General features: G+C 46.4%; 20 protein-coding genes. 7 read left to right on the top strand and 13 right to left on the bottom strand.

What is annotated here, in order from left to right:
- Window position 1: 1 nt before the first annotated feature.
- The gene (gene hflX, locus HP567_RS19830) at window positions 2-1,294 is read right to left on the bottom strand and encodes a GTPase HflX (protein ID WP_173607936.1); all 1,293 of its coding nucleotides are present in this window, start codon (window positions 1,292-1,294) and stop codon (window positions 2-4) included.
- A 504-nt stretch (window positions 1,295-1,798) separates the two neighbouring features.
- Here hflX and HP567_RS19835 point away from each other — a divergent pair.
- Window positions 1,799-2,749, top strand: a complete 951-nt coding sequence (locus HP567_RS19835; protein ID WP_173607937.1) for an AAA family ATPase — start codon at window positions 1,799-1,801, stop codon at window positions 2,747-2,749.
- Window positions 2,750-2,784: 35 nt separating this feature from the next.
- Here the strand turns inward: HP567_RS19835 and HP567_RS19840 are convergent, their stop codons facing one another.
- Complete coding sequence (locus tag HP567_RS19840; protein WP_173607938.1) at window positions 2,785-3,537, bottom strand: DUF4184 family protein; 753 nt, start codon at window positions 3,535-3,537, stop codon at window positions 2,785-2,787.
- 21 nt (window positions 3,538-3,558) lie between these two features.
- Window positions 3,559-4,044, bottom strand: coding sequence for a translation initiation factor IF-3 (gene infC, locus HP567_RS19845; protein ID WP_173607939.1), 486 nt, complete (start codon window positions 4,042-4,044; stop codon window positions 3,559-3,561).
- 200 nt (window positions 4,045-4,244) lie between these two features.
- Here infC and HP567_RS19850 point away from each other — a divergent pair, with 200 nt between their 5' ends.
- The 4 genes from HP567_RS19850 to HP567_RS19865 all read left to right on the top strand — a co-directional run bounded on the left by HP567_RS19850 (window position 4,245) and on the right by HP567_RS19865 (window position 6,777).
- Window positions 4,245-4,712, top strand: a complete 468-nt coding sequence (locus HP567_RS19850; protein ID WP_217366854.1) for a MarR family winged helix-turn-helix transcriptional regulator — start codon at window positions 4,245-4,247, stop codon at window positions 4,710-4,712.
- A 47-nt stretch (window positions 4,713-4,759) separates the two neighbouring features.
- Entirely contained in the window at window positions 4,760-5,983 is a 1,224-nt protein-coding gene (locus HP567_RS19855) for a multidrug effflux MFS transporter (protein ID WP_173607940.1), read from the top strand.
- 121 nt (window positions 5,984-6,104) lie between these two features.
- Window positions 6,105-6,536, top strand: a complete 432-nt coding sequence (locus tag HP567_RS19860) for a VOC family protein (RefSeq protein WP_173607941.1) — start codon at window positions 6,105-6,107, stop codon at window positions 6,534-6,536.
- Between the two features lie 97 nt (window positions 6,537-6,633).
- Window positions 6,634-6,777: a hypothetical protein gene (locus tag HP567_RS19865; protein ID WP_173607942.1), complete on the top strand. Its 144-nt coding sequence runs from the start codon at window positions 6,634-6,636 to the stop codon at window positions 6,775-6,777.
- A gap of 115 nt (window positions 6,778-6,892) precedes the next feature.
- On the opposite strand, the gene hfq is transcribed toward HP567_RS19865, so the two are convergent.
- The 4 genes from hfq to HP567_RS19885 form a co-directional block, all read right to left on the bottom strand.
- Window positions 6,893-7,132, bottom strand: a complete 240-nt coding sequence (gene hfq / locus HP567_RS19870) for an RNA chaperone Hfq (RefSeq protein ID WP_007719110.1) — start codon at window positions 7,130-7,132, stop codon at window positions 6,893-6,895.
- A 29-nt stretch (window positions 7,133-7,161) separates the two neighbouring features.
- Window positions 7,162-8,121: a tRNA (adenosine(37)-N6)-dimethylallyltransferase MiaA gene (gene miaA / locus HP567_RS19875; protein ID WP_173607943.1), complete on the bottom strand. Its 960-nt coding sequence runs from the start codon at window positions 8,119-8,121 to the stop codon at window positions 7,162-7,164.
- Window positions 8,118-8,903 (bottom strand): class I SAM-dependent methyltransferase, encoded by a 786-nt coding sequence (locus tag HP567_RS19880; RefSeq protein WP_173607944.1) that lies wholly within the window; start codon window positions 8,901-8,903, stop codon window positions 8,118-8,120. Before HP567_RS19880 ends, miaA begins: the two co-directional genes overlap by 4 nt.
- Before the next feature lie 303 nt (window positions 8,904-9,206).
- The gene (locus tag HP567_RS19885; RefSeq protein ID WP_173607945.1) at window positions 9,207-10,409 is read right to left on the bottom strand and encodes a hypothetical protein; all 1,203 of its coding nucleotides are present in this window, start codon (window positions 10,407-10,409) and stop codon (window positions 9,207-9,209) included.
- Between the two features lie 293 nt (window positions 10,410-10,702).
- Between HP567_RS19885 and HP567_RS29900 the strand changes: the two genes are divergently transcribed.
- Complete coding sequence (locus tag HP567_RS29900; RefSeq protein ID WP_173607946.1) at window positions 10,703-11,674, top strand: globin-coupled sensor protein; 972 nt, start codon at window positions 10,703-10,705, stop codon at window positions 11,672-11,674.
- Between the two features lie 346 nt (window positions 11,675-12,020).
- Here the strand turns inward: HP567_RS29900 and mutL are convergent, their stop codons facing one another.
- The 6 genes from mutL to miaB all read right to left on the bottom strand — a co-directional run bounded on the left by mutL (window position 12,021) and on the right by miaB (window position 20,855).
- On the bottom strand, window positions 12,021-14,093 hold the full coding sequence (gene mutL, locus HP567_RS19900) for a DNA mismatch repair endonuclease MutL (RefSeq protein WP_173607947.1): 2,073 nt from the start codon (window positions 14,091-14,093) through the stop codon (window positions 12,021-12,023).
- A gap of 24 nt (window positions 14,094-14,117) precedes the next feature.
- Window positions 14,118-16,706: a DNA mismatch repair protein MutS gene (gene mutS, locus HP567_RS19905; protein ID WP_173607948.1), complete on the bottom strand. Its 2,589-nt coding sequence runs from the start codon at window positions 16,704-16,706 to the stop codon at window positions 14,118-14,120.
- Window positions 16,707-16,795: 89 nt separating this feature from the next.
- Window positions 16,796-18,085 carry a putative amidoligase domain-containing protein gene (locus HP567_RS19910; RefSeq protein ID WP_173607949.1) on the bottom strand — a complete coding sequence of 430 codons (1,290 nt, stop codon included), beginning with the start codon at window positions 18,083-18,085 and terminating at the stop codon, window positions 16,796-16,798.
- A 111-nt stretch (window positions 18,086-18,196) separates the two neighbouring features.
- A complete protein-coding gene (gene cotE / locus HP567_RS19915) occupies window positions 18,197-18,757 on the bottom strand; it encodes an outer spore coat protein CotE (protein WP_173607950.1) in 561 nt (186 codons plus the stop codon).
- 136 nt (window positions 18,758-18,893) lie between these two features.
- Window positions 18,894-19,337, bottom strand: coding sequence for a RicAFT regulatory complex protein RicA family protein (locus tag HP567_RS19920; protein WP_047067744.1), 444 nt, complete (start codon window positions 19,335-19,337; stop codon window positions 18,894-18,896).
- Window positions 19,338-19,343: 6 nt separating this feature from the next.
- Complete coding sequence (gene miaB / locus HP567_RS19925; protein WP_173608374.1) at window positions 19,344-20,855, bottom strand: tRNA (N6-isopentenyl adenosine(37)-C2)-methylthiotransferase MiaB; 1,512 nt, start codon at window positions 20,853-20,855, stop codon at window positions 19,344-19,346.
- A 332-nt stretch (window positions 20,856-21,187) separates the two neighbouring features.
- On the opposite strand from miaB, the gene HP567_RS19930 reads away from it, so the two are divergent.
- Window positions 21,188-22,435, top strand: coding sequence for an S-layer homology domain-containing protein (locus tag HP567_RS19930; RefSeq protein ID WP_173607951.1), 1,248 nt, complete (start codon window positions 21,188-21,190; stop codon window positions 22,433-22,435).
- Window positions 22,436-22,590 lie beyond the last annotated feature (155 nt).

Here is a 22,590-nt window from a genome sequence, read left to right on the forward strand (position 1 = left end):
CTTACCAACTCTCTTCAACAGTCTCTGGTTTATCCAGGAGGAAAGGAACAATCTTTCCGTATATCGGATTTTCCTTGTTCACACGGACGGTGATCAAGTAGGCCGCTTCCTCTTCATTAAACTCTTGTTCCATCTCTACCCCATCCCGATGCAGGAGGGAGAGAATATCTCCGCGCTCGACAGGAACGCGCAGCTTCATTTCATTAAATGATTGCAGCGCAAATGACTCAATCCGGGTGAGCAGTTGCTTCAGGTCATCATCCCGCATGGCAGAAATCAAAATCGATTCTTCTGCACGCGGCAAATAAGAGCCTTCTGCAAGCATGTCTGCCTTGTTGAAAACGACTAGCTGCGGAATTTCTTCTGCTTTTAGCTCGCGCAAGATCTTGTCTACGACTTCCATGTGTACTTGGAAATCAGGGTGATGACTATCCACCACATGCAGGATGAGGTCTGCTTCCTTTACACCTTCCAGCGTCGAACGGAATGCAGCAACCAGACTCGTTGGCAAGTCTTGAATAAAGCCAACCGTATCCGTCAATAGCACATCCAGTCCGCTCGGCAACTCCAATTGCCTGGTCGTCGGGTCCAAAGTGGCAAACAGTTTGTCTTCCTGCAGCGTGTTTGCATTCGTAAGCTTGTTGAGGATCGTCGACTTCCCGGCGTTTGTATAACCGACCAACGCAATCTGGAACACGTTGTTTTTCTTCCTACGCTCCCGATGCAATTGTCTCGTCCGAACAGTATCCTCTAATTGCTGCTTAAGTTCACTGATGCGCTTGCGTATATGACGGCGGTCACTTTCCAGCTTGGTTTCACCTGGGCCACGTGTACCGATACCGCCTCCGAGTCGGGAAAGCTGTTTCCCTTGCCCGGCAAGCCGCGGCAGCAAGTAGTTGTACTGCGCCAGCTCTACCTGGATTTTCCCTTCACGCGACTGTGCACGTCCTGCGAAAATATCCAAAATGAGCTGCGTGCGATCAATCACTTTGCAATCAAACACTTTATCCAAATTACGAGTCTGACTCGGAGACAACTCATCATTGAAAATGATGACGTCCACATCAAGCTCTTCAGCCCTCTGCGCGATTTCATCAATTTTTCCAGTCCCCAAATACCAGGCAGAATCAACCCTGTCCCGATTTTGCGTGATGACGTCCAGTACTTCTACACCAGCAGTATCAGCCAGCTCATGCAACTCTTCCATGGAAAGACGGGTTCTTTCTTCATCCCGGTTATCTAAATAGCAACCAACCAGTATGGCTGTTTCTTGCGTTTTGATCAGATCGTTCACCGATTCACGCCCCTTCATGACTATCATACCACATTTTGCCCAAAACGTTACGGCAGTGGGGCATGCCAACTGAAATCAACATATGTCATGGGTTACCTGCCGCTTTCTCTGAGAAAATCTCCTTGACGAAAAGCGGAATCACTTTGCTAATTGCTTTGCGAAGTTCCTTGTCATCATATCCATCAGGCAAGGTATCCTCCTCTTCCTTGAGGAGATCTTCATGAAATCAATCAATTTGTAGGTTTGGTAAAGTCCTTTGTTTTGGAAGATTATATCATATTGTGGAATTTTGAACGGCATTCCTTGATGAAAACAGAACGACCATCACTCTTCGCTAACGGAGTAATGGTCGTTTATCTACTGATCCCATTTATGCGAAATCTTCTGGCTTTCACAACAACCCCTTCAAAGACTTGTCCTATTCAATCTCTCGCGTAAAAATTGGCAGGTTTTCCGATGTTCCTGAGTATACTTTCTGTATGAAGGTCAAGGCAGGTGAAACATGTGAAGCAAGCAGGAGCTATTCCTCAAACGGAGGTGCTCGAATCTTCAAGTAGTAATAATCGAATTCAAGTTGTATTCAATCGACCAGTAAGTGTTAAGCAGTTAAATACTTTACCTGAAATAGTTCGCACCACGTCGAGTTCAAATTTAACAACCGTTTTTGAAGAATTAGAAAGTCTGATTGGCTTACATGAAGCCAAGAAAACGATTTATGAAATTTATGCGCTCATCAAAATGAATAAAGCAAGGGAACGACACGGACTTAAAGTTGAGAAGCAAGTATTCCATATGGTTTTTAAAGGAAATCCCGGTACTGGGAAAACAACAATTGCACGCCTTTTCGGAAAGATTTTTAAGGAAATGGGTGTTTTAACGAAGGGCCATCTAACTGAAGTTGAACGTGCAGACCTCGTTGGTGAATTTATTGGGCACACGGCACAAAAGACTCGTGATCTTGTTAAGAAAGCCATGGGAGGAATCCTATTTATCGATGAGGCTTACTCATTAGCTCGCGGCGGTGAAAAAGATTTTGGAAAAGAGGCTGTCGATTGCCTTACAAAATGCCTTGAGGACTTTGGCAATGATTTCGTTTGTATAATTGCCGGGTACAATGATGAAATCGATACATTTCTTGAGTTAAATCCGGGACTGCCTTCCCGTTTTCCCGTCCACATCAACTTTGCTGATTATGAGGTGGATGAGTTGATGGAAATTGCAAATGTAATGGCAAAGAACAAGGAGTATAGAATCTCTGCTGAAGCAAGTGAAAAACTGAGAAGAAGACTGATAACAGTAACGAGTGATCCGTTTCAAGTAAATTTCAGTAATGCAAGATATGTACGAAATAATATTGAAAAGGCAATACGTGTGCAAGCGGTTAGATTGCTGAAAATTCCTGACCCAACCCGTGATGATTTAATGAATTTGAAGTCTGAGGATTTTTCCATTTAGAAACAATAAAATCCCTCATATCATATTGAGGGATTCTACTTTTTCAACCTGAGCCTGTCCAAGGCGAAGCAGAGCACCACGATTCCAAGCAGTGATCCAGAGAGAAACGGGACGACTTGCTGCATAGGATGGACGAAGGGTGAAATTCCTTTTACCACGAATGCGTGCAAAAAGACCGTCACGATACCAAACAACCCTACACCAAACCAGAACAACCATTTTTCCAAGACAGGTACTTGTCTCATGACGATCTGTCTGTTTTTCCGCGCCCTTTGTCCAATAACATACAAAATGGCCAACCCGCCGAGAAGGGTACTACCATGCTGCAGCAGTTTGTAAACTGGGACTTGATAATGAGCGATCAAGAGGGATTGTTGCAAGAACAAAAAGTGGTCAACCATACGACCACCGTCATGGGTGAAGGCATCCCATGCGATATGACTCAGACTACCGAGTATCGCGGAGTATATAAATACAATTGCTGTTCGCCACGCTGGCATTCCGCTCCCATTGTTTGTGTAGTCGAGCCCTCGTCCCATCCACTCCGGCAAACGTGCAAGCAACGGCTTTTTGACCACGTGCTGGTACAAAAACGCTAATAGGATCGCGATTGGCAAATCAACCAGCCACAATCCGGGCATGGTGTGACTGTACACACTGAATGGCTGCATCCGCAAGAAATACTCAAAATCGGGTGCGATACTGCCGAAAACGAGGGCAGAGAACGAAAACCACTTGCATTTGCGTAACGGTAGAACAATAGCCGGATGAGCAAAAGTAAAAGGCATGCGCTTACTCCCTTTTCTTGATTAGAGCGGCAATAGATTGGCAACTACCTGCTTGCCGCTTACTTGAATCCCTTTATCCTGTTTTCCACAATGATTCAGATCTTTGATGAGCTGCTCAAGTAATCGCTTGGCTTCCTGATTTTCCTTTTTCTCCAGTTTTACAATCAATTGCACAGCATCCCCAGATAAAAGAATTCGTTCTGCCTGTCTTTTTTTCGTATCGTAATCATGGTCTTCGATGTAGGCACTTAGTCGAATTTCTTTTACTTTTACGCCTTTTTCTGCTTTTCGGTTTTTGGCGTTTTCTTTGATTAGCTGTTCCTTATAATTCGTTCGATTCACTAACTGACAAGGCGGCGGACTCGAAGCCAAAGAAAGACAGACCAGGTCCACTCCCTGTTCTTTTGCCATTTGAAGCGCTTCTTTTGTGGAGATGATTCCAAGATCTTCCCCGTTTACTCCTGTTAATTGTACGACTGCCGCTTTTATTTTTTCATTCAGGATCATCTTGATCTCACCTAACCTGTTCATTCGATTTTCAAGGACATTATTACTTCTCCAAAGAATGCAGCGTATCCTTCCAAAGCTCGTACATGCAAATCATTTTCATGACGAAGACCCATCGTTTTTGTATAATAGGACAAGGTGTGAACTTACGGACGTCTTTAACAGAATATTCATTAGCAAACTAATTAATTGGGGGTACTTTGGTGGAGTTTAGTTATGCAACCGCATTAACCCATTCTGCGTCGCATGTGATGAAATTGCATCGGCAAAATGTAGAATTTCTGATTCAAAAATACGACGTCTATCCCGGTCAGCCTATACTCTTGATGCGCTTGATTGAAAAAGATGGAATGATCCAAAGAGAATTGGCCCGGAAAATCGGGGTAAAGCCCGCTACGCTTACCGTCATGATTAATCGGATGGCCAAATCGGGACTTGTCGAGCGCCGAGCAGACGAACGGGACCAACGTATCTCCCGCGTTTATCTTACCGACAAAGGTCGGATGGCTACCAAACATGTCAAAGAAGTATTACGCGTCATTGAGGAAAACTGTTTCATCGGATTCTCTGAGGAAGAAAAGGATGTGTTGCGTGGCTTGCTCGATCGCATGCACAGCAACCTCCAAGCTTTTTACTCGCAAAATACGCAGCCCACTTCTGCGTTGTAAAAAGCTTCTTTTCCGGAAAAATAATGAGAAAGGTTTGACAGCTTGCCGTGAATAAACTAGCAAAAGAACTTGATTCCACGTCCCTTACCGGCAACAAATCACGCCGACTGTGGATGGCTGCGATACTAGGATCGCTTTCTGCATTCGGCCCACTATCCTTAGATATGTATTTACCTGCACTTCCTATGCTTGCCGATGATTTGCAAACGAGCACCTCCATGACCCAACTGAGTTTGACAGCATGCATGCTCGGCCTGTCCATTGGTCAATTGTTCGCGGGGCCGATCAGCGACGTACGCGGTCGAAGAATCCCTTTGATTATTGGACTCATTTTGTATGCCGTCTCTTCCTTTTTATGTGCGGTAGCTCCCTCTATTTATACGTTCGTCTTGCTTCGCTTCGTACAAGGCCTTGCGGGTTCTGCTGGAATTGTTATCGCTCGCGCTACGGTTCGCGATTTGTACGCGGGGACAGAACTGACGAAGTTTTTCGCCCTCTTGATGCTCATTAACGGGATTGCTCCGATTGCGGCACCTATCCTAGGGGGACAAATTCTGGAATTCACTACCTGGCACGGCGTGTTTGTCGTCCTGGGCCTGATCGGCGCTATCATGTTCCTCGTCGTGCTGCTTGCTCTTCCAGAAACATTGCCACAAGATCGCCGATCCAAGGCGGGAATCGGCAACACACTGGCGACGTTTGGCACCTTGTTAAAGGATCGCGTTTTCATGGGTTACGCCATGGCACAGGGGCTGGTGACTGCTGCTATGTTTGCCTACATCGCCGGTTCTCCATTTGTTTTTCAAAAAATATTTGAAGTGTCTCCACAAACGTTTAGTCTCATTTTCGCGATTAATGGGGTAGGTATTATTATTGCGAGTCAAATCACAGGGAAGCTTGCAGGGAAAGTGAAAGAAACTTCCTTGTTCATTGCAGGGATTACCATTGCCGGGGTCGGCGGAATCCTCCTTCTGGCAATGATTCTCCTACAAGCTGGTCTTATTGCTGTGCTCGTTCCCTTATTCTTTGTCGTATCCAGCGTAGGGATTGTCGGGGCAACAGGCTTTTCTCTCGCCATGCAAAATCAAAGCAAGGCGGCAGGAAGCGCATCTGCTCTTCAGGGGCTTCTCTCCTTCATTAGCGGCGGCATTGTCGCGCCACTTGTGGGAATCAGCGGCGAACATACAGCAGTACCGATGGGGATCATCATTGCTCTTTCTACGATCGGCGCCATTGTCTGCTACGTAGTTATGGTTCGCCGGAGTTCTTGAGCGTCGTGATCAATTCACCACTTGCAAACATACGTTCTGTGCATTACAATCAAATTATAGGCAATAATAGTAAGTGGATTTGACAAGTTGGTCATATGAAAACCAAGGGAGATGTTGACACATGGCATTGCGTTTGATTCCTTACATCGTTTTGGATGGTACTGCTGGTGACGCGATTAGCTTTTACGAGGGTGCGTTAGGTGCTGAAGTGCTGTTCAAGCAAACCTTCGGTGAAATGCCGGAAAATCCGGAGTTCCCATTACCAGCAGAAGCCAAGAATCGTATCGGACATGCTACTATCCGCGTTGGTGAAACTGAACTGATGTTTTCCGATACCTTTCCAGGACAACCGCATCAGCTTGGTGATCAAGTGACCATTTGCATCTCGACCGATGATAAAGAGCAATCGCATAAGATTTTTGATGCCCTGCAAGAAGGCGGTCAAGTGATTATGCCTCTGCAAGAGACGTTCTTCAGCCCGGCATACGGCAATGTGAAGGACAAGTTCGGCATCACGTTCCAAATTTACACGAATAATCATCGCATGGAGTAATGTGAAAGCCCTGTTCGCTTCAACGGCGTCAGGGCTTTTTTATTGATACTTTTTGCGTTGAAGGTATTTCCACCTCTGATTGATGAGAAATGCACTAATGAAAAAAGATGCGCCAGAGTACCAAACAGCAGAAAATAAAATCATCCCCCACGTATTCTCTCCGGACTCAGAACTCCAAAATCCATCCACTGAAGTCGAAATGAACAGAATGATGGCCGTGGTCGTCAATATCCTGCGATAAAAGTACGTTTTGTAATCAGCATCATTATTGATTTCCATCATCCCTACCCTCATTCGAGCCAAATTATAAAAAAGAACCAGGATCACATGTATCCTGGCTGTTGGTGTTACTTCGCTTACTGTTGGTTGTTCTCCTGAGACATGAGCGATACAGGGCGTTGCGGAGTGAAAGTGGAGATCGCATGCTTGTATACTAATTGTTGCTTGCCTTCGCTATCAATCACAATCGTGAAATTATCGAATGCTTTAATATACCCGCGCAATTGAAATCCGTTCACAAGGTAAATGGTAACCGCGATGTTTTCTTTCCGCAAATGATTCAAGAACGTATCTTGAATGTTGATCGTCTGTTTCATGTACACTACCCCCTAAAAGGACTTGTATGTTATATATTCGGCAATTGTTGAAACTTTCCTGCCAATATTCGCTTGATAGTTTCCACGTTATTCCTCTGTTCAGCTGGATCAGTCATGTCAAACCATTGAATTTCTTCCATGCGACGGAACCAGGAAAGTTGGCGTTTGGCAAAATGCCGCGTTCGCTGCTGTATGTCATTCACCGCTTTTTCTAGGGTGATTTCTCCATACAGATAAGGAATGAGCTCTTTGTACCCCAAGCCTTGCATGGAGACCAGTGACGCGTCATAGCCAGCATCCAAAAGCTCCCTCACTTCCTCAACCAGTCCCGCTTCGATCATGAGTTCGACCCGGTGGTTGATTCGTTCATACAGCTTTGCGCGGTCCATCGTGAGACCAATCATCACCAAATCATAAGGGGAATGCTGCGCCCGCAGCTGAAAGTCGGACATTTTGTACCCGCTGCTTTCATAAATCTCCAGTGCGCGAATCACCCGCTTTACATCATTGGGATGCAAGCGTTCGGCTGTAATCGGATCGACATCGGCCAATCGGGCGTGTAGTGCTTCCACGCCTTCACTGTCAGCCAATCTTTGCAGTCGATCACGCAGCTCAGGGTCTTGAGAAGTGGTGGAAAACTGAAATCGATGGGTAACCGATTCTATGTACAGACCTGTTCCGCCGACGATAAACGGAAGTTTGCCACGTTGGTTGATGTCTGTAATCAATCCTGCGGCACTTTCCTGAAACATCGCAACAGAGTATTCCTCGTCTGGATTTTTAATATCAATGAGGTGATGCGGTATGCTCGCAAGCTCCTCAGGTTCTGCTTTTGCGGTGCCAATATCCATCCCACGGTATACTTGCATGGAATCTCCGGAAATAATCTCACCGTCGAACTGTTCGGCCAGCTCCAGACTAAGCTGGGTTTTGCCGACCGCTGTTGGGCCAATAATCACGACTAGCCTTTCTCTCTGTTGCAAGGTCACTCCCCTCCACCTATCTCTTTGTAGCTGTACACGACCTGCTGGCCGCGGGAGCGAAACGGCGTAAAACCAAAGCGCTCGTACATCCTACCTTCTTTTCCTTCTTTCATTACCACACGTTTTCTCGCAACTCGCTGCGCTTCCAAAACAGCCTCCTCGGAAAGAGCATCTGGATTGGCGAGCTCACGGACTCCGGCGATCCCCGACGAACTTTGTACAGTTACTTCGAACATGGGATCGAAATAAACGACATCGAAGGAACGGGCGGGCAGTCCTCTCAGTACTTCTAAATGGTTGCCACATCGCACCTCAATACGACGCATGGCTTGCTCCAATTCTTCCGCATCAGATGACCAGTGCCGTAACCCATCTTCTACCAAGATGGCTAGCAGTCGCTCTGATTCGATGCCAACGACTTTCCCATTTGCGCCAGTCGCATGCGAAAATACAATCGCATCTGCACCCAAACCCAAGGTGGCGTCCAACACTTCATCCCCTGGATGAATTTGGCAAGCAACAAGCATAGTATCAGTATCGCCGCGCATGAGCCGCTTTATACGAAAAGCAGATGTGTTCGGATGAAAAAAGAATGGTTTTTTTCCCGGCACTTCCAGACGTGCTCCGAGAGCGGAAACCACCAATACTTCTTCTACCCCATATCGCTTGCGCATTTGACCCAATGAAAAATCGCGTCGATTCACAACTTGTAGCCCCAATGTACTAGCCAATTCAGCTGCGTGACGCAAGGTTTCTTCACCAGGCTCAAGTCCTGTCGTAACAATCACGCCTTTGTTCCCTTCCTTACGTCTTCGCCCTTTTTAATAAGAACTGCTGTTCTAGAAAAGCGACTCGACGGTTTTTACATAAACGGTAACGATCATATTATTGTAAGCAGGATTAATTTGCCGGTCAAATAGAATCTGAACCAAACTTTTTTCCTCTCCGCTATGACAATCATACCATTTTTTATGAAACCCAGTCAGACTGTAGTATGATTTTCCAGTCCATCAGTTTCACCCATGTAAAAGAGACCCACGAAGTTCTATGGGTATTGTTACATGTCGGCATACCCCATGCGAATGAGAAAGCTATCTCCACTCCTCAACTGCAAGGTTCGCCTGTTTGATCCAGTCCAGCCTCCGGTTATTTAACAGACCGAGATTGTAATAAACAATCGATTGAACGCCTGCGTCCACTGCTGTTTTCACCCTCGCTGCCAAATCGACTGCTGACCGGATTTGACTATGATGCAGGGAAAAAGCCGCTCCCAGCGAAGCTTCTGGGGCTACAAGCTTGATGGCATGGAACGTATATGCCACATCACCGACACTGTCTCCATAAGCGAGCGGAACGACACGATCGAGAGTAGCCGCTGCTTTTCGCAATGAAACCCCTTCCCAATAAGACTGGTTCACAAAAAATGGTGTCGAGGACGGAAAACCATCCAACGCAGTCCCCATACTCTGCGCGATCTCCTTCAGGCTCCTCCATATCTGATCTACCGCTTCCAAACGGGATTGCTGATAGTGATACAATTCCGGATATTCCAGCAGTAAAAAAGCAACTTCTCTCGCTTCGGCTGATACTTGCGAGATAGAATCGGCATCCACCATCTGACTGACTAGCCTCGATACAAGCAATCGGACTGCTCCTACATCAATTCGCTTCGATTCGGCACGCCCCATGCACGCCCCGCAAAAACAGAACGAGAGTAACCATTGCAGTGATTCTCCTAGCGGTAGGAGGCATACTTCATGATGCTCACCATGCTTCATCGGCAAAAAGGCAGTCGCTTCCATCAAAATCCGCTCTGGCTTGACCTGCTCCAACGTATCGGTAAAAAGCGCCTTGGCATAATGCTGTACCTCAGGTTGCGATGGACATAATGAGTATGTGTATGTATCCCCCCAGATGTTTTGCACACAAAGCTCTGGATGAGCCAAACCAAGTGTAGAATTGTGCAGGCCAACCCACCATGTATGAAATCCCATCCCTGCCTGCTCACAAGCCTCTTTCATTTTGGCAAGAATGCCCGCTTGTGCGATTTGCTCGTGTACAGTCGGGCGCAAACGGTTGTACTTCGACCAATCAGGCGTAAACGATACTCCTGAAAACGGCAGCCTGCGAAACGTTTTGCTTCGCGGGTGAAAAAATCTCCCCTGATGATAGCTGCTATTGACCACTGCTGTATTGCATCTGACTTCTTGCAAGGTTTGCATTACTGCCTCGATACCACTCTCTGCTATATCCCACGGATAAATAAACATCCCGTTTTGTCGTGATGGACTCATTTCGTTTCACCTCGTTTTTGCAAGTAATCATAAGTCAGTGTTTGCCTAAAATCAATCCGAATTTTCGAATTTTCTGAACAACATCCCCAAACTAATACCCCCAAATCCCATACATCTTCCATGTTCTTAGTTGCAGGGATACTTGTTTCTTAAACACGTTATGTTTATCACATCAGTATATATTTCATAAATATTTCATTTTTATTTAACATTTTATTATAATCTACCATTTTATTTTTGTTAGAATCTGAAAGAGTTTCACATTACATATAAAGAAAATAGGGGTTGGTATCATGATTGTACTGGATAACAAATGGAATTCACTTAGGCTGTTCTACGGCCTAACAAAAGAAGACTTAGACCTTTTGTATTCACACAAGGAATTCTTCAGCACTCACTCAAAAGAAATCGTAGATTGTTTTTATGAAGAATTAGAAAAACATCCCAACTTGGATCAATTGATTCGTACAAATGTAACTATGGACCAATTAAAGAACATGCAGATTTGGTATATCGAAACACTTTCTTCTCCTGTTATTGATGAAGAATATGTAAATAGCCGAAAACGAATTGGAACAACCCACGCGAGAATTGGATTGTCTGCTTCTTGGTTTTTGGGTGGATACTCACTGTATTTACGTCTTTTTTCAGAAAGAATTCAATCGCTAGAAAACTCAACTGCATTTTATCAGGCTCTTATCAAAAGAGTTTTTTTTGATTCTGCAATTATTCTTGAACAGTATATCGGTGACACGATGCGTGAAAATGTAAGCTACCGCCACAATATGGAGCAAATGGCAGCCGAATTGACAGCTACAACCCAGGAAGCGCTTAGAATCTCTTCCGTCTTCACCGACTCCGCAACCAAACTATATGAATACAATGGTGAGATCGCTCATTCCATGAATGTGTTAAAGGAGCAGAATGAGGAGATTGAGAAACTTAGCGGCTTCGTAGCAGATGTTTCTACACAAACCAATCTTCTAGGCCTTAATGCTGCGATTGAAGCTGCTAGAGCTGGAGAGCACGGACGTGGCTTTACCGTTGTTGCTAATGAAGTACGTAAATTAGCCGATAAATCAAATGCCTCATCGAAAGACATTTACCAATCTCTACAGAACATTAACAATCAATTACTTAAAATTGATCAACAGGTCTCATTAACAACTGTTTCCGCTGAGCAATTAGATACTACTTCCGAGCAATTATTTTCTATCATCCATAAACTAGACGAAATTTCTCGTCGTCTTCAGAATAAACATTAACTGCTTCAGAACGGCCAAAGGAGCTTACTTCTTTGGCCGTGTTCTATTATGTAGCTCCTTCCTATCCCACGCTACCAGGACCGTCATGTTATCTGGTTCAAAACGTTTCCACGCTGTCGTACAAAAGTACAGAACTCAATATTATATAAACTGATACTCCCCTACCTTTCGTTTTTTCAATAAAAGAAGAAATATATCTGTATTCGTATCCAATAATCCCATTTGTCATTTGCCTCGATAGAAGAAGCTCTGTTCCAGCATGAGATTTGTTTTATTGACTTTTGTTTTTTCCGCTTTCTTTTACAGCAGAATACCCTCCCCGGATTTCTCCGCAAGAGGGCACAGTTCACATCACACGCTTAAACATTTTTTCTAAGTCATATCCAGTAAAATGAATCACAATCGGCCTTCCGTGTGGACACGTATACGGACTGCTCGTATTACGCAGTTGGTTCAGCAAGCTTTCCATTTCTGCATGCGTCAGGAAGCGGTTCGCTTTAATCGATGCTTTGCAGGACATCATGATGGCAGCTTTTTCGCGCATCAGCACGACATTGGCTTGGGCGTTTTCTCCCGTTTCCAGTACAAACTGAATGAGCTCCTCAATGACCTCCAGCTCAGCCCCTTCTGGGAACCAATGTGGATGAGCGCGAACGATAAAGGTCCGCCCACCAAACGCCTCGATCTCCAAACCAAACGATTGCAAAAGCGAAAGTCGCTTCTCCAGTTTGCTTGCCTCTGCAGCCGTATATTCCACCGTATGAGGAAACAGCATAATCTGGCTGGAAATGTCCTCTTCTGCAAGCTTGTCCATGAAGTACTCGTAAAAAATCCGCTCCTGCGCGGCATGTTGATCAATTAAATACATGCCTTCGTCATTTTGCGCGACGATGTAGGTGCCATGGACTTGACCAACTGGGTACATAACCGGAACAGGCGAATCCGTTTCATTTTCATTGGTGGATTCCAGGAGTGGCGGCGCTTGTTCAGTACCTGCCACTGCTGAATTGTCCTCGCTGCTGATTTCATTAGATGGATGCACAGGAGATGGTGCCTGGGCAATGTCCAATTGTACCGGAATCTGAGTCTCGTGAGGTTGGAAAGCTTCCCTCGTGTCCGTTTGATCCAACAAAGTCGCCTGCACGATTTCATGCGAGGTAGTCTCTACCTTTGCAGCTTCCAGCTTTTCATAGTTGGCTGCAGTCTCTTTCACCGTACCGTTCTCAATGGATGGCGCGGTATGGGCCACCACATCTACTTGCTTACTTGGCGTTTCTTGCTTGGCCATCCATTCCTGGAGTCGGGGACTCGCAGCTAATAACGGCGATTGTGGAGTATCAGGCTTGGTGATTTGCAGGTCAAACTGCGGTTGAACGACCTGGGTGACGACCTTAGCTTTTGGTTGCGTAATCATGGGTCTGACAATCCCCAAGCCTTGTCTCAAAGTCTCTTTTACCGATTGTTCTATTGCACTGCACAATTCATCTTCTTTACTGAATCTCGCCTCTAGTTTGGCAGGATGTACGTTCACATCGACCAGTGACGGATCCATTTCGATCTGCAAAGCCACAATCGGATAACGGCCGATCGGTAACAATGTATGATAACCACGCATAATCGCATTGTTGATCGAATAGCTGCGCACGTACCGACCGTTTACCAGTGTCGAAAGGTAAGAGCGATTCGCCCTTGTCACTTCCGTCTTCGAAAGAAAACCAGACCACTTATAGTCAAGGGTCTCCCCTGCAATTGGAAGCAACAGCTTCGCGACTTGCACACCATAGATTGCCGCCATGACGTGCAACAGCTTTCCGTCGCCAGATGTTTGCAAGAGTGTCTTGCCGTTATGAGTCAGCAGGAAGGAGATCGACGGATGCGTGAGTGCAAGCCGGTTCACATAATCGGAAATATGTCCGACTTCCGTAGCGATCGACTTCATGTATTTCAAGCGAGCAGGTGTGTTGAAAAACAAGCTGCGTACACATACTTCCGTCCCTTTAACAGCGGCTTTATCGGAAATCGTTCCGAGCTGCCCACCTTCAATTAAGAGATGAGTACCTACCTCACTGCTGGATGTACTGCTCGTCAGCTCCATACGCGAGACTGCTGCAATACTCGGCAGTGCCTCTCCACGAAAGCCCAGCGTACGAATGCGGAACAAATCACGAGCGTTGCTGATTTTACTCGTGGCATGGCGCTCAAAAGCCAGCTGGCAATCTTCCCGATCCATCCCTTTCCCATTGTCAACGATCCGAATCATCTCCAGACCGCCTTCCTCTACGTGGATCTCGATTGTCGTTGCACTGGCATCAATTGCGTTTTCGACCAGCTCTTTGACAACAGAAGCCGGTCTTTCCACTACTTCCCCTGCAGCAATCATATTAGCGAGATGCTCATCTAAAACGTGAATGGTTCCCATGAGTGCCTCCCCTCCGGACGAACCCTATCGCTTTTTCAATTGCTGTTTCCATGCATATAGCTTCATCATGGCGTCCATTGGCGTCGTTGAATTCAAATCCAGCTCGCGCAGTTCAGCCATAATCGCTTCTTCCTCCGCTGACGCAAACTGCATCGGTTCTTCACGCACCGCAGCAACTGGAGCCGTCCATAGCGATTCGAGCGACATTTGCACGTCACTCGCTGCATTTCCATTCCCTGCGCTTCCATTCGCTTCAAGCCCGGTTAAGATACTGCGCGCCCGCTCAATGACCCAGCTCGGCATTTCCGCAAGCTCTGCCACATGAATTCCATAACTTTTATCTGCTCGTCCTTCTTCAATTTTGTGAAGGAACAAGAGCTTTCCTTCCCGTTCTTCGCATCGAGCATTGACGTTCACGACACCACTCAACGTCTCTGCCAACCCGGTCAACTCGTGGTAGTGCGTGGAGAAGAGCGTTTTGGCACCGATTTTTTGACAAATGTACTCAATGACTGCTTGTGCAAGCGCCATTCCATCGTACGTCGAAGTCCCGCGGCCAATCTCATCGAGCAGAATCAAGCTCTTCGCTGTTGCTTTTTGCAGAGCGTGTCTGGTCTCCAGCATTTCCACCATAAACGTACTGTGCCCGCCTACCAAGTCGTCGGCTGCCCCGATTCTAGTAAAAATCTGATCGACAATCGACAGTTTGGCCTGTTTAGCCGGAACGAAGCAACCGATCTGTGCCATCACCGTGATCAAGGCAATCTGTCTCATGTACGTACTCTTACCTGCCATATTCGGGCCCGTAATGAGCAAAACTTGACGATTGGTCTGATCCATCTCCACGTCATTTGCCACGTATTTTTCGCGCTCCAGAACGGCTTCTACTACTGGATGACGCCCTTCTGTAATAACGTATTCGCCGCTTTCCACAAGCTCAGGGCGTACAAATCCCCGCTCGTCACTTACCGTAGCAAACGCCTGAAGAACGTCCACAGATGCAATGCGCTCCGCGAGGTTTTGCAGTCTTGGTATATGCTTCGCGACTTCACTTCTTACCGCCACGAACAGTTGGTATTCCAGCTCAATCATCTTTTCTTCCGCTTCCAGAATAAGGGCTTCACGTTCCTTTAACTCTGGCGTGATGTACCGCTCTGCATTGGCCAAAGTTTGCTTGCGCTCATACCGACCAGCCGGAACGTTGGCAATGTTGGATTTCGATATTTCGATGTAATAGCCGAACACCTTATTAAAGCCTACTTTAAGTGAACGAATTCCAGTCGCTTCCCGTTCCCCCTGCTCCAGTTGGGCAATCCACGTCTTCCCTTCACGACTTGCTGTATGGAGCTTGTCCAGGTATTCATCATATCCCGTCCGAATCATGCCGCCTTCACGAACCGATATCGGTGGATCATCCACGAGCGCATGAGCCAAATAGTTGACGATATCTGTACACTCATCCATCCCTTGCGCCAGTTCCATCAATACTGGGGTATTCGTTTGGATCATATACTGCTTTAGCTCTGGAACTGCCTCCAAAGACATCCGTAGCTGAATGAGATCTCGTGCGTTCGCATTCCCGTAGGAAATACGACCCGCCAGACGCTCCAAATCATAGACACGATCCAAGCAAGTCCGCAAATCGGACCGAAGCAGCATGTCACCCTTCAAGGCTTCCACAGCGCTCAAACGTGCTTCCAACTGATCGCGACTGAGCAATGGACGCTCAATCCATCTGCGCAAAAGACGACCACCCATTGCCGTTTGAGTCCGATCCAACAGCCACAACAGAGAGCCTTTTTTCGTCTTATCGCGAATAGTCTCTGTCAATTCCAAGTTACGTCTGGAAAAGCCGTCCATTTGGAGAAACTGCTTTGCATCGTACTGCTTTAACAGGCGCATATGAGCAAGGCTGCGTTTTTGCGTCGTCCCTATGTAGAACAAGAGAGCATTGACCGCCGCTCGCATGGATAGATCCAACCCTTTGGCCTGCTCCGCATATTGACTATCTACCGCAAATGCGTCCAGTTGGTGCGCATCCACGACAGTAGATGGCAGTGCTGTCTTCGGCAAAACAGTGAGGCCAAAAAAGACGAGCTCCTTGGGGCGATATTGCAAGGCTTCATCCAGAACACCCTCTGCCTGTCCCACCAAAGAGGTAACGTACATCTCGCCTGTACTCATATCACACGCAGCAACACCCGTTCGCCCTTCTACTTGGGCCAACGCCGCCATGTAATTGTTTTCCTTATCCGTCAGCCATTTGCCTTCCATCATCGTACCTGGAGTAATGACACGTGTAACTTCCCGGCGAACGACCCCTTTTGCTTCTTTGGGATCTTCGACTTGCTCGCAAACGGCTACTTTATGTCCTTTTTTTAGTAGCTCTGCAATATAGCCGTCTGCCGCATGATGTGGAACACCACACATTGGTATGCGCTCAGAACCTCCACCATCACGTCCCGTCAGTGTAATTTCCAGCTCACGGGACGCAAGGATGGCGTCATCAAAAAACAGTTCATAAAAATCGCCTAAGCGAAAAAATAAGAAAGTATCCGGATAATCTTTTTTGATAGCCAGATACTGTTGAATCATCGGGGTATATTGAGCCATGATTTTCTTCTCCTAGCCTACTCATTCTCGTCGCTATTATAACATGATTGAACGGTAATGTTGACCCTACATCCGATGGCAGTATCCGTTTATGATAGCTTCCATATCTTGCGCAGGTCTTCATCCGTTTTCCAAGATTGGCACTCGATTAAAAAAGAAAAGTATCGATCCAAATGTATACGTGACAGCGTATAGCCTGGTAGTTCCTTTACTTCTTTCCAGACTTGGACTACGTACGGCAGGAGCTTTTCTTTTTCGCCCTGGTAGTACGCTTTGATAAGTGGGAGCTTTAGATGGGGCATCGCTTGTAGTTTCCCATGATTGGTTGCAACCAAATGGGCCAAATGAAGAATACCTCGAGCGACGAGGGGATCAACGAGCCAACTAGGGAGTGTACGGTATTCGAAACCATAGTCCTTCTCCCTTACATCCCCCAAAAATCCATAGCGCTCTCTGCGGCTCATACAGCCTGCATCCTCAATCAGAACAAGGGGAAGAGCCAAGTACGCATCCAGCTTTCGCCGAAGAGAAAAAGTCGGTGTGAGCCCGCCAAAATGAATATGCCCACCGATTGGATAACCTTGAAACGGCATTCCGCCAGCGAGCCATTCGATAGACGAATTCCCTATTTTTTTGTATGCGAGTGCCAAATTATCGTAGATATGCATAAATAATTGATCAGGGTCCTCCGACGGAGCAGGTCTCAACTCTGCAACCGGGTGCTGATGGAGACCTAATTCTTCCCGGTAACGTGTCGTATCACATCCAACCGTCCCATTGATGCTCAGGAAGTCAGAAGCAAGTGCCATCTCTCCTGTGGGCTTGCGTAAAGCAAATTCGGGATCTGCCCCCATACTTTGCAGCTTTTGCGGCTGTTTGCGCATCCGAGCTTCCCACCACTCTCGAGCCCGCTGCATATATTCGTCAGCTTGCTTGGCTGGCCAATTCGGTTCTACCTCGACGACCTTAAGTCGATGGGGAGAGGCCGCCATGACCGTCACTTGACCCGCATCGGCTCCGGCGGCATACAAACTGCGCACAGCCAGCCCTTGCACCACCTGAATCTCTGGTTCAGCGGAAGGCAAGGAGACAGAATGCCACTCGGGTTCCTGTAGGCGGTGCAGTAGCCATTGTGATTGCTCCTCGCTTCTGGCGATATCCAGTACATAGTCTTGGTAAAGGCATATCCTATATGTTCGCCAGCCCGGTCGCGCTGCTTTTCCTGTTGTTACAGGTATTCTCCCTTGCCGTAGCAACCAGCGACCGATTTCAGGACGATGCAAATACGCTACCACTTCTTTAGCGTTGGCCGTCATCGGTTGTGTTGCTGGCGTTTCCTGCTTGTTTGCTCGCTGACTCGCCCTTGTGCGTAGAATCATGCCTTCCACACTCCCCCGCTATTCTCTCGTTATCTTATGAATGCGCCCAGAAAAACGTGTGAATGGTACGTATCCGAAAAAAAAGAAAAAAGAGGAGATAATTTCTCCTCTTTAGTCGAGCTCGTCGAGTAGCGTAGCGGAATCAAAGTCATCATACTCGTCACTGTTATCTTCAAAGTCGTCAACCAGATGGAATTCTTTGTCATCACAACTATTGCAGACAACAACGCACACCTTTGTTTCTCCAATGACCTCTACTGCATATTCGCTTTCAACTCTGACCGTGATTGTGCTACCACCACTTAACTCCGCTTTTATGCACTTCGGTTGCTCCACGGCGCGTGCAACGATTTCCAGATCGCCTCTGCAGTTTTTGTCGAAGAACGTAAGCGGTACGAGTACGGAGAACTGAACAGTTTCCCGCTTGACTTCGGTTTGCGTGTTATTAGCAAACGAAAACCACAGGTTGACGTCATACGTACCAGATACTTCAACGGCATCTCCGACTTTCTCTGCTTGGAAGTTCGTGTTTATAACCCAGCATCCGAGGATCGTCGAAGGAGTTTGCGACGGTATGATGGTGTGGGTGGTAGTAGAAAATTTATGGCCTTTGCCGCAGACTGCTTTCGCGATAAGTTCCCGGCACTGTAGATCTTTGTCTATACCCGACATTTCGTTACCTCCTCCATACAACGTTTCTGTACATTTGTATGCAGGGCATTCGACTAGCGTGCAAACAACCACCTTATATTTGGGAAAGTTGTTGGGTATTCATCAAAACAGCGCCGGGAAGGCTTTCTATCAAGAATTAGGAGCAGCAGCCGTCAGATTTTTTCTTTTCAGGCCCGCCACCCGTCTCTCCGGTCAATGGGTTTCCGCCTGTATCCAAAATAATACGCTCCGAAACGGTGTTCGTGATCACGTTCGTAACCATTTGCAAAAGATCGTTCACATCGACCTGCGATTGCTTGAATTCCGTAACGATTGGAATGGAATCCAGCTCCTCATGCAATTGGTTGTATTCGCCTTCCACTTTTTTCACTAGTTCCGGCTTGTTGATGGATTCAAACATCACCATTTGCTTTTGTTTCTGCTTCAATGTATCAATCAAATCTTGCACACGTTCATTGTTCTTGATTTGCAGTTCGGCACGTTTGAAGAAATCAACTTCATTTGTACGCGCGATCATGGCTGCAAGCTCACGAGCTTTATCGAGAATTTCTTTCTGGGTATATACGTTTGTTTGTTCCATTATGACCTACACCTCAACTTTGGATACGAGTTCACCGTGGAGTGTCCACGTTTTCGCATCTGTAATTTTTATGTGAACATACTGTCCGATCAAGGAGTTGTCGCCGGTGAAATGGACCAGCTTGTTCGTACGCGTACGACCCGCAAGCACTTCCGCATTCGTCCTCGATTCGCCTTCCACGAGTACCTCGACAACCTGATCCTGCAGTTTTTTGTTCTGCTCCAGTCCGATGCGAGCCAAAACTTCATTGAGTCGATACAGGCGCGCTTTTTTCACTTCCATCGGAACGTTGTCTTCCATGACAGCAGCCGGTGTGCCTTCACGTGGGGAGTAAATGAAGGTATAGGCAAAATCATATTTGACCTCTTCCACCATCGAAATGGTATCTTCGAACTGCTCATCGGTTTCGCCTGGGAAGCCAACAATAATATCGGTAGAAAGCGAGACATTCGGGATCGCGTCCTTGATTTTGCGAACGAGCTCCAGATAATGTTCACGCGAATATTTGCGCGCCATCCGCTTGAGCACTTCTGTCGAACCGGATTGGACAGGCAAATGGATTTGCTCAACCAGGTTGCCGCCTTTTGCAAGAACCTCGATCAAGTGGTCGTCAAAATCACGCGGATGACTTGTCGTAAAGCGCACACGCGGGATATCAATTTTACGGATCTCGTCCATCAAGTCCCCAAAGCCGTACTCGATGTCCTCAAAATCTTTCCCATACGCATTGACGTTTTGTCCAAGAAGCATGATTTCTTTAAAGCCTTGGCGAGCGAGATCACGCACTTCTGCGATGACATCTTCCGGGCGTCGACTGCGCTCTTTTCCGCGGGTATACGGAACGATACAGTACGTACAGAACTTGTCACAGCCGTACATAATGTTAACCCATCCCTTGGTGTTTCCTTCACGGAGCTTCGGCATATTTTCGACGATATCGCCTTCCTTGGACCAAACCTCAATCACCATTTCTTTGCTGAACATCGCATCGCGCAACAATTCTGGCAGTCGGTGAATATTGTGCGTTCCAAAAATCAGGTCGACCTGCTGGTAGCTTTTCAGGATTTTCTTGACGACTTTCTCTTCTTGGGACATACAGCCGCAAACACCGAGGATCAGATTTGGGTTGTTATTCTTGAGCCGCTTCATGTGGCCGAGCTCTCCAAATACTTTATCCTCTGCATTTTCGCGGATCGCACAGGTGTTAAATAGGATGACATCCGCATCTTCGACAGAATCAGACGAAGTATAACCCATTGCCTGCAAAATACCAGAAATCGTCTCCGAATCATGCTCGTTCATTTGGCAGCCATACGTACGAACGTGATAACGCTTTCCTTTTCCGATGTTCTGCATATCTTCTGGGATATTAAAATCGTAATGGACTAAAATCTCTTCCTTACCACGCTTTTTCGCATCTTTCAGAGAGGGGGCCTGGAAGTATTTCGCATAGTCTTCCGTTTTCTTTGGAGACTTAACGGATTTTAAGTCCACAGTCGCCTCTTTCGTTTCCTTCATCATATATCACCTCAGCTATAATCATCTACATAAGTAACCAATAAAGAATTATATCATTTTGGGTGTTACAAAAGCCAATGCATAATAACCATTATGAGGCAAAATATGTACGAAACGGCGAGAGACCGTTCCCGATCGAAAAGCGTTCCATCCAAATCAAAGAAGCATGTCCTTCCATTTCTACATGCTCCTCCTTACCCGCCAATTTTTTCGAAACTCCGTCTTTTTTCCTATTTTCACCATAATATTTTTTTCTCCTGCAACAATACAAGCCCACTAGCCGTCTGAATAGCAGTCAACAAAAACTACATTGCCATTTTGAGGAGGTTAACATGAAAAGAGCACTAGCCGTATTCCTGTCGGTGTTGATGTTCTTAACGGTTATCCCGGTCGTCGGTGCCGCTTCCACCCCTTCGTTCTCAGACGTTCCACGTAGCCATTGGGCATACAAGGAAATTACGGAGATGGCGGCAAAAGGGATCATCAAAGGGTACGACAATCGGACATTTAGACCGAACAATGAAGTTACCCGCGCCGAATTTGCAAAAATTATGATCGCAGCAGCAGATGTAGATATAAACAAAAGCTACGTCGACCAAACCTTTAAAGATGTACCGCGTCATCACTGGGCATTTCTGTATGTGGAATACGCCAAGCCTTACTTGACTGGTTACAAATCCGGCTCTACCTACACGTATAAGCCAGATCAAGCGGCAGTACGTGAAGACATTGCTGTCGCATTGGTACGCCTGTTGGGCTACGATCAAAAGTACAAAGCCGACTTGAATCAATTGAAAAAGTTCCGTGATTACGATGATATTTCGTCAGCACTGCGTCCGTATATTGCGATTGCAATCCAAACCGATCTGATGAAAGGATACAATGGCAATTTCCGTCCACAAGATCCAATTACACGTGCGGAAGCTGCTTCTCTGCTCTATCGCGCTATTTTGGATCGCGACGATGATGATGAGATCAAAATTGTTTTCCCTACCCCTGGTCAACCGAAACCACAGCCAGAACCAGAGCGAATCAATATCAGCGACTCCTTCTCTGATTCCAAATTGAAAAACTGGAATACAGACAAAGCAACAGGAAACTGGGAGGTCGCGAGCAAACAAGTGACAGCTGAATCCGATGACGATGATCTGGATCACTACTTCCTGCCATTGAATTGGAACGAGTCTGACAAAGTAAAAAAATACGAATTGAGCGTCGATGTTAATGTCGTAGGTAGTGAAGGTTTAGGAGGCCTTTACTTCAACGGTAAAGACGGAAAAGCCAATGTTGTATTCGTCCAAAAAGATCGTGTTGTTTTAGGAAAAGTGAATGATGTCGAAGAAGACGATATTGACATCATTACTTCTAGCTCCTACAAGCTGAAATCCAGCAATCGCTTAAAAGTAGAAGTTAACGAGAACACTGTTTCCATTTATCTGAACGATCAATACTTGTTCGGTCAACAGTACGTGAAACAAGAAGGCACAAAGCTCGGTCTGTACCTGCAAGAAGATGCGACGAAAGGTGCACCTCGCAAAACGACTTACCTGGACAATTTCTCCTTTAAAGAGACCAAATAAAGAACCATATTTTGACCCGACAAGCTATCTTGGCCTGTCGGGTATTTTTCACTCTACTCCATATGCATGTTCTACCAAATGGAAAAAAGATAGCGAAAACGTAGAAATAGACGCATTTCAGATGTTATAATGGTAGCTATTCTTGTCCTGTGAAG

It is taken from the genome of Brevibacillus sp. M2.1A, assembly GCF_013284355.2.
Taxonomy (GTDB): domain Bacteria; phylum Bacillota; class Bacilli; order Brevibacillales; family Brevibacillaceae; genus Brevibacillus.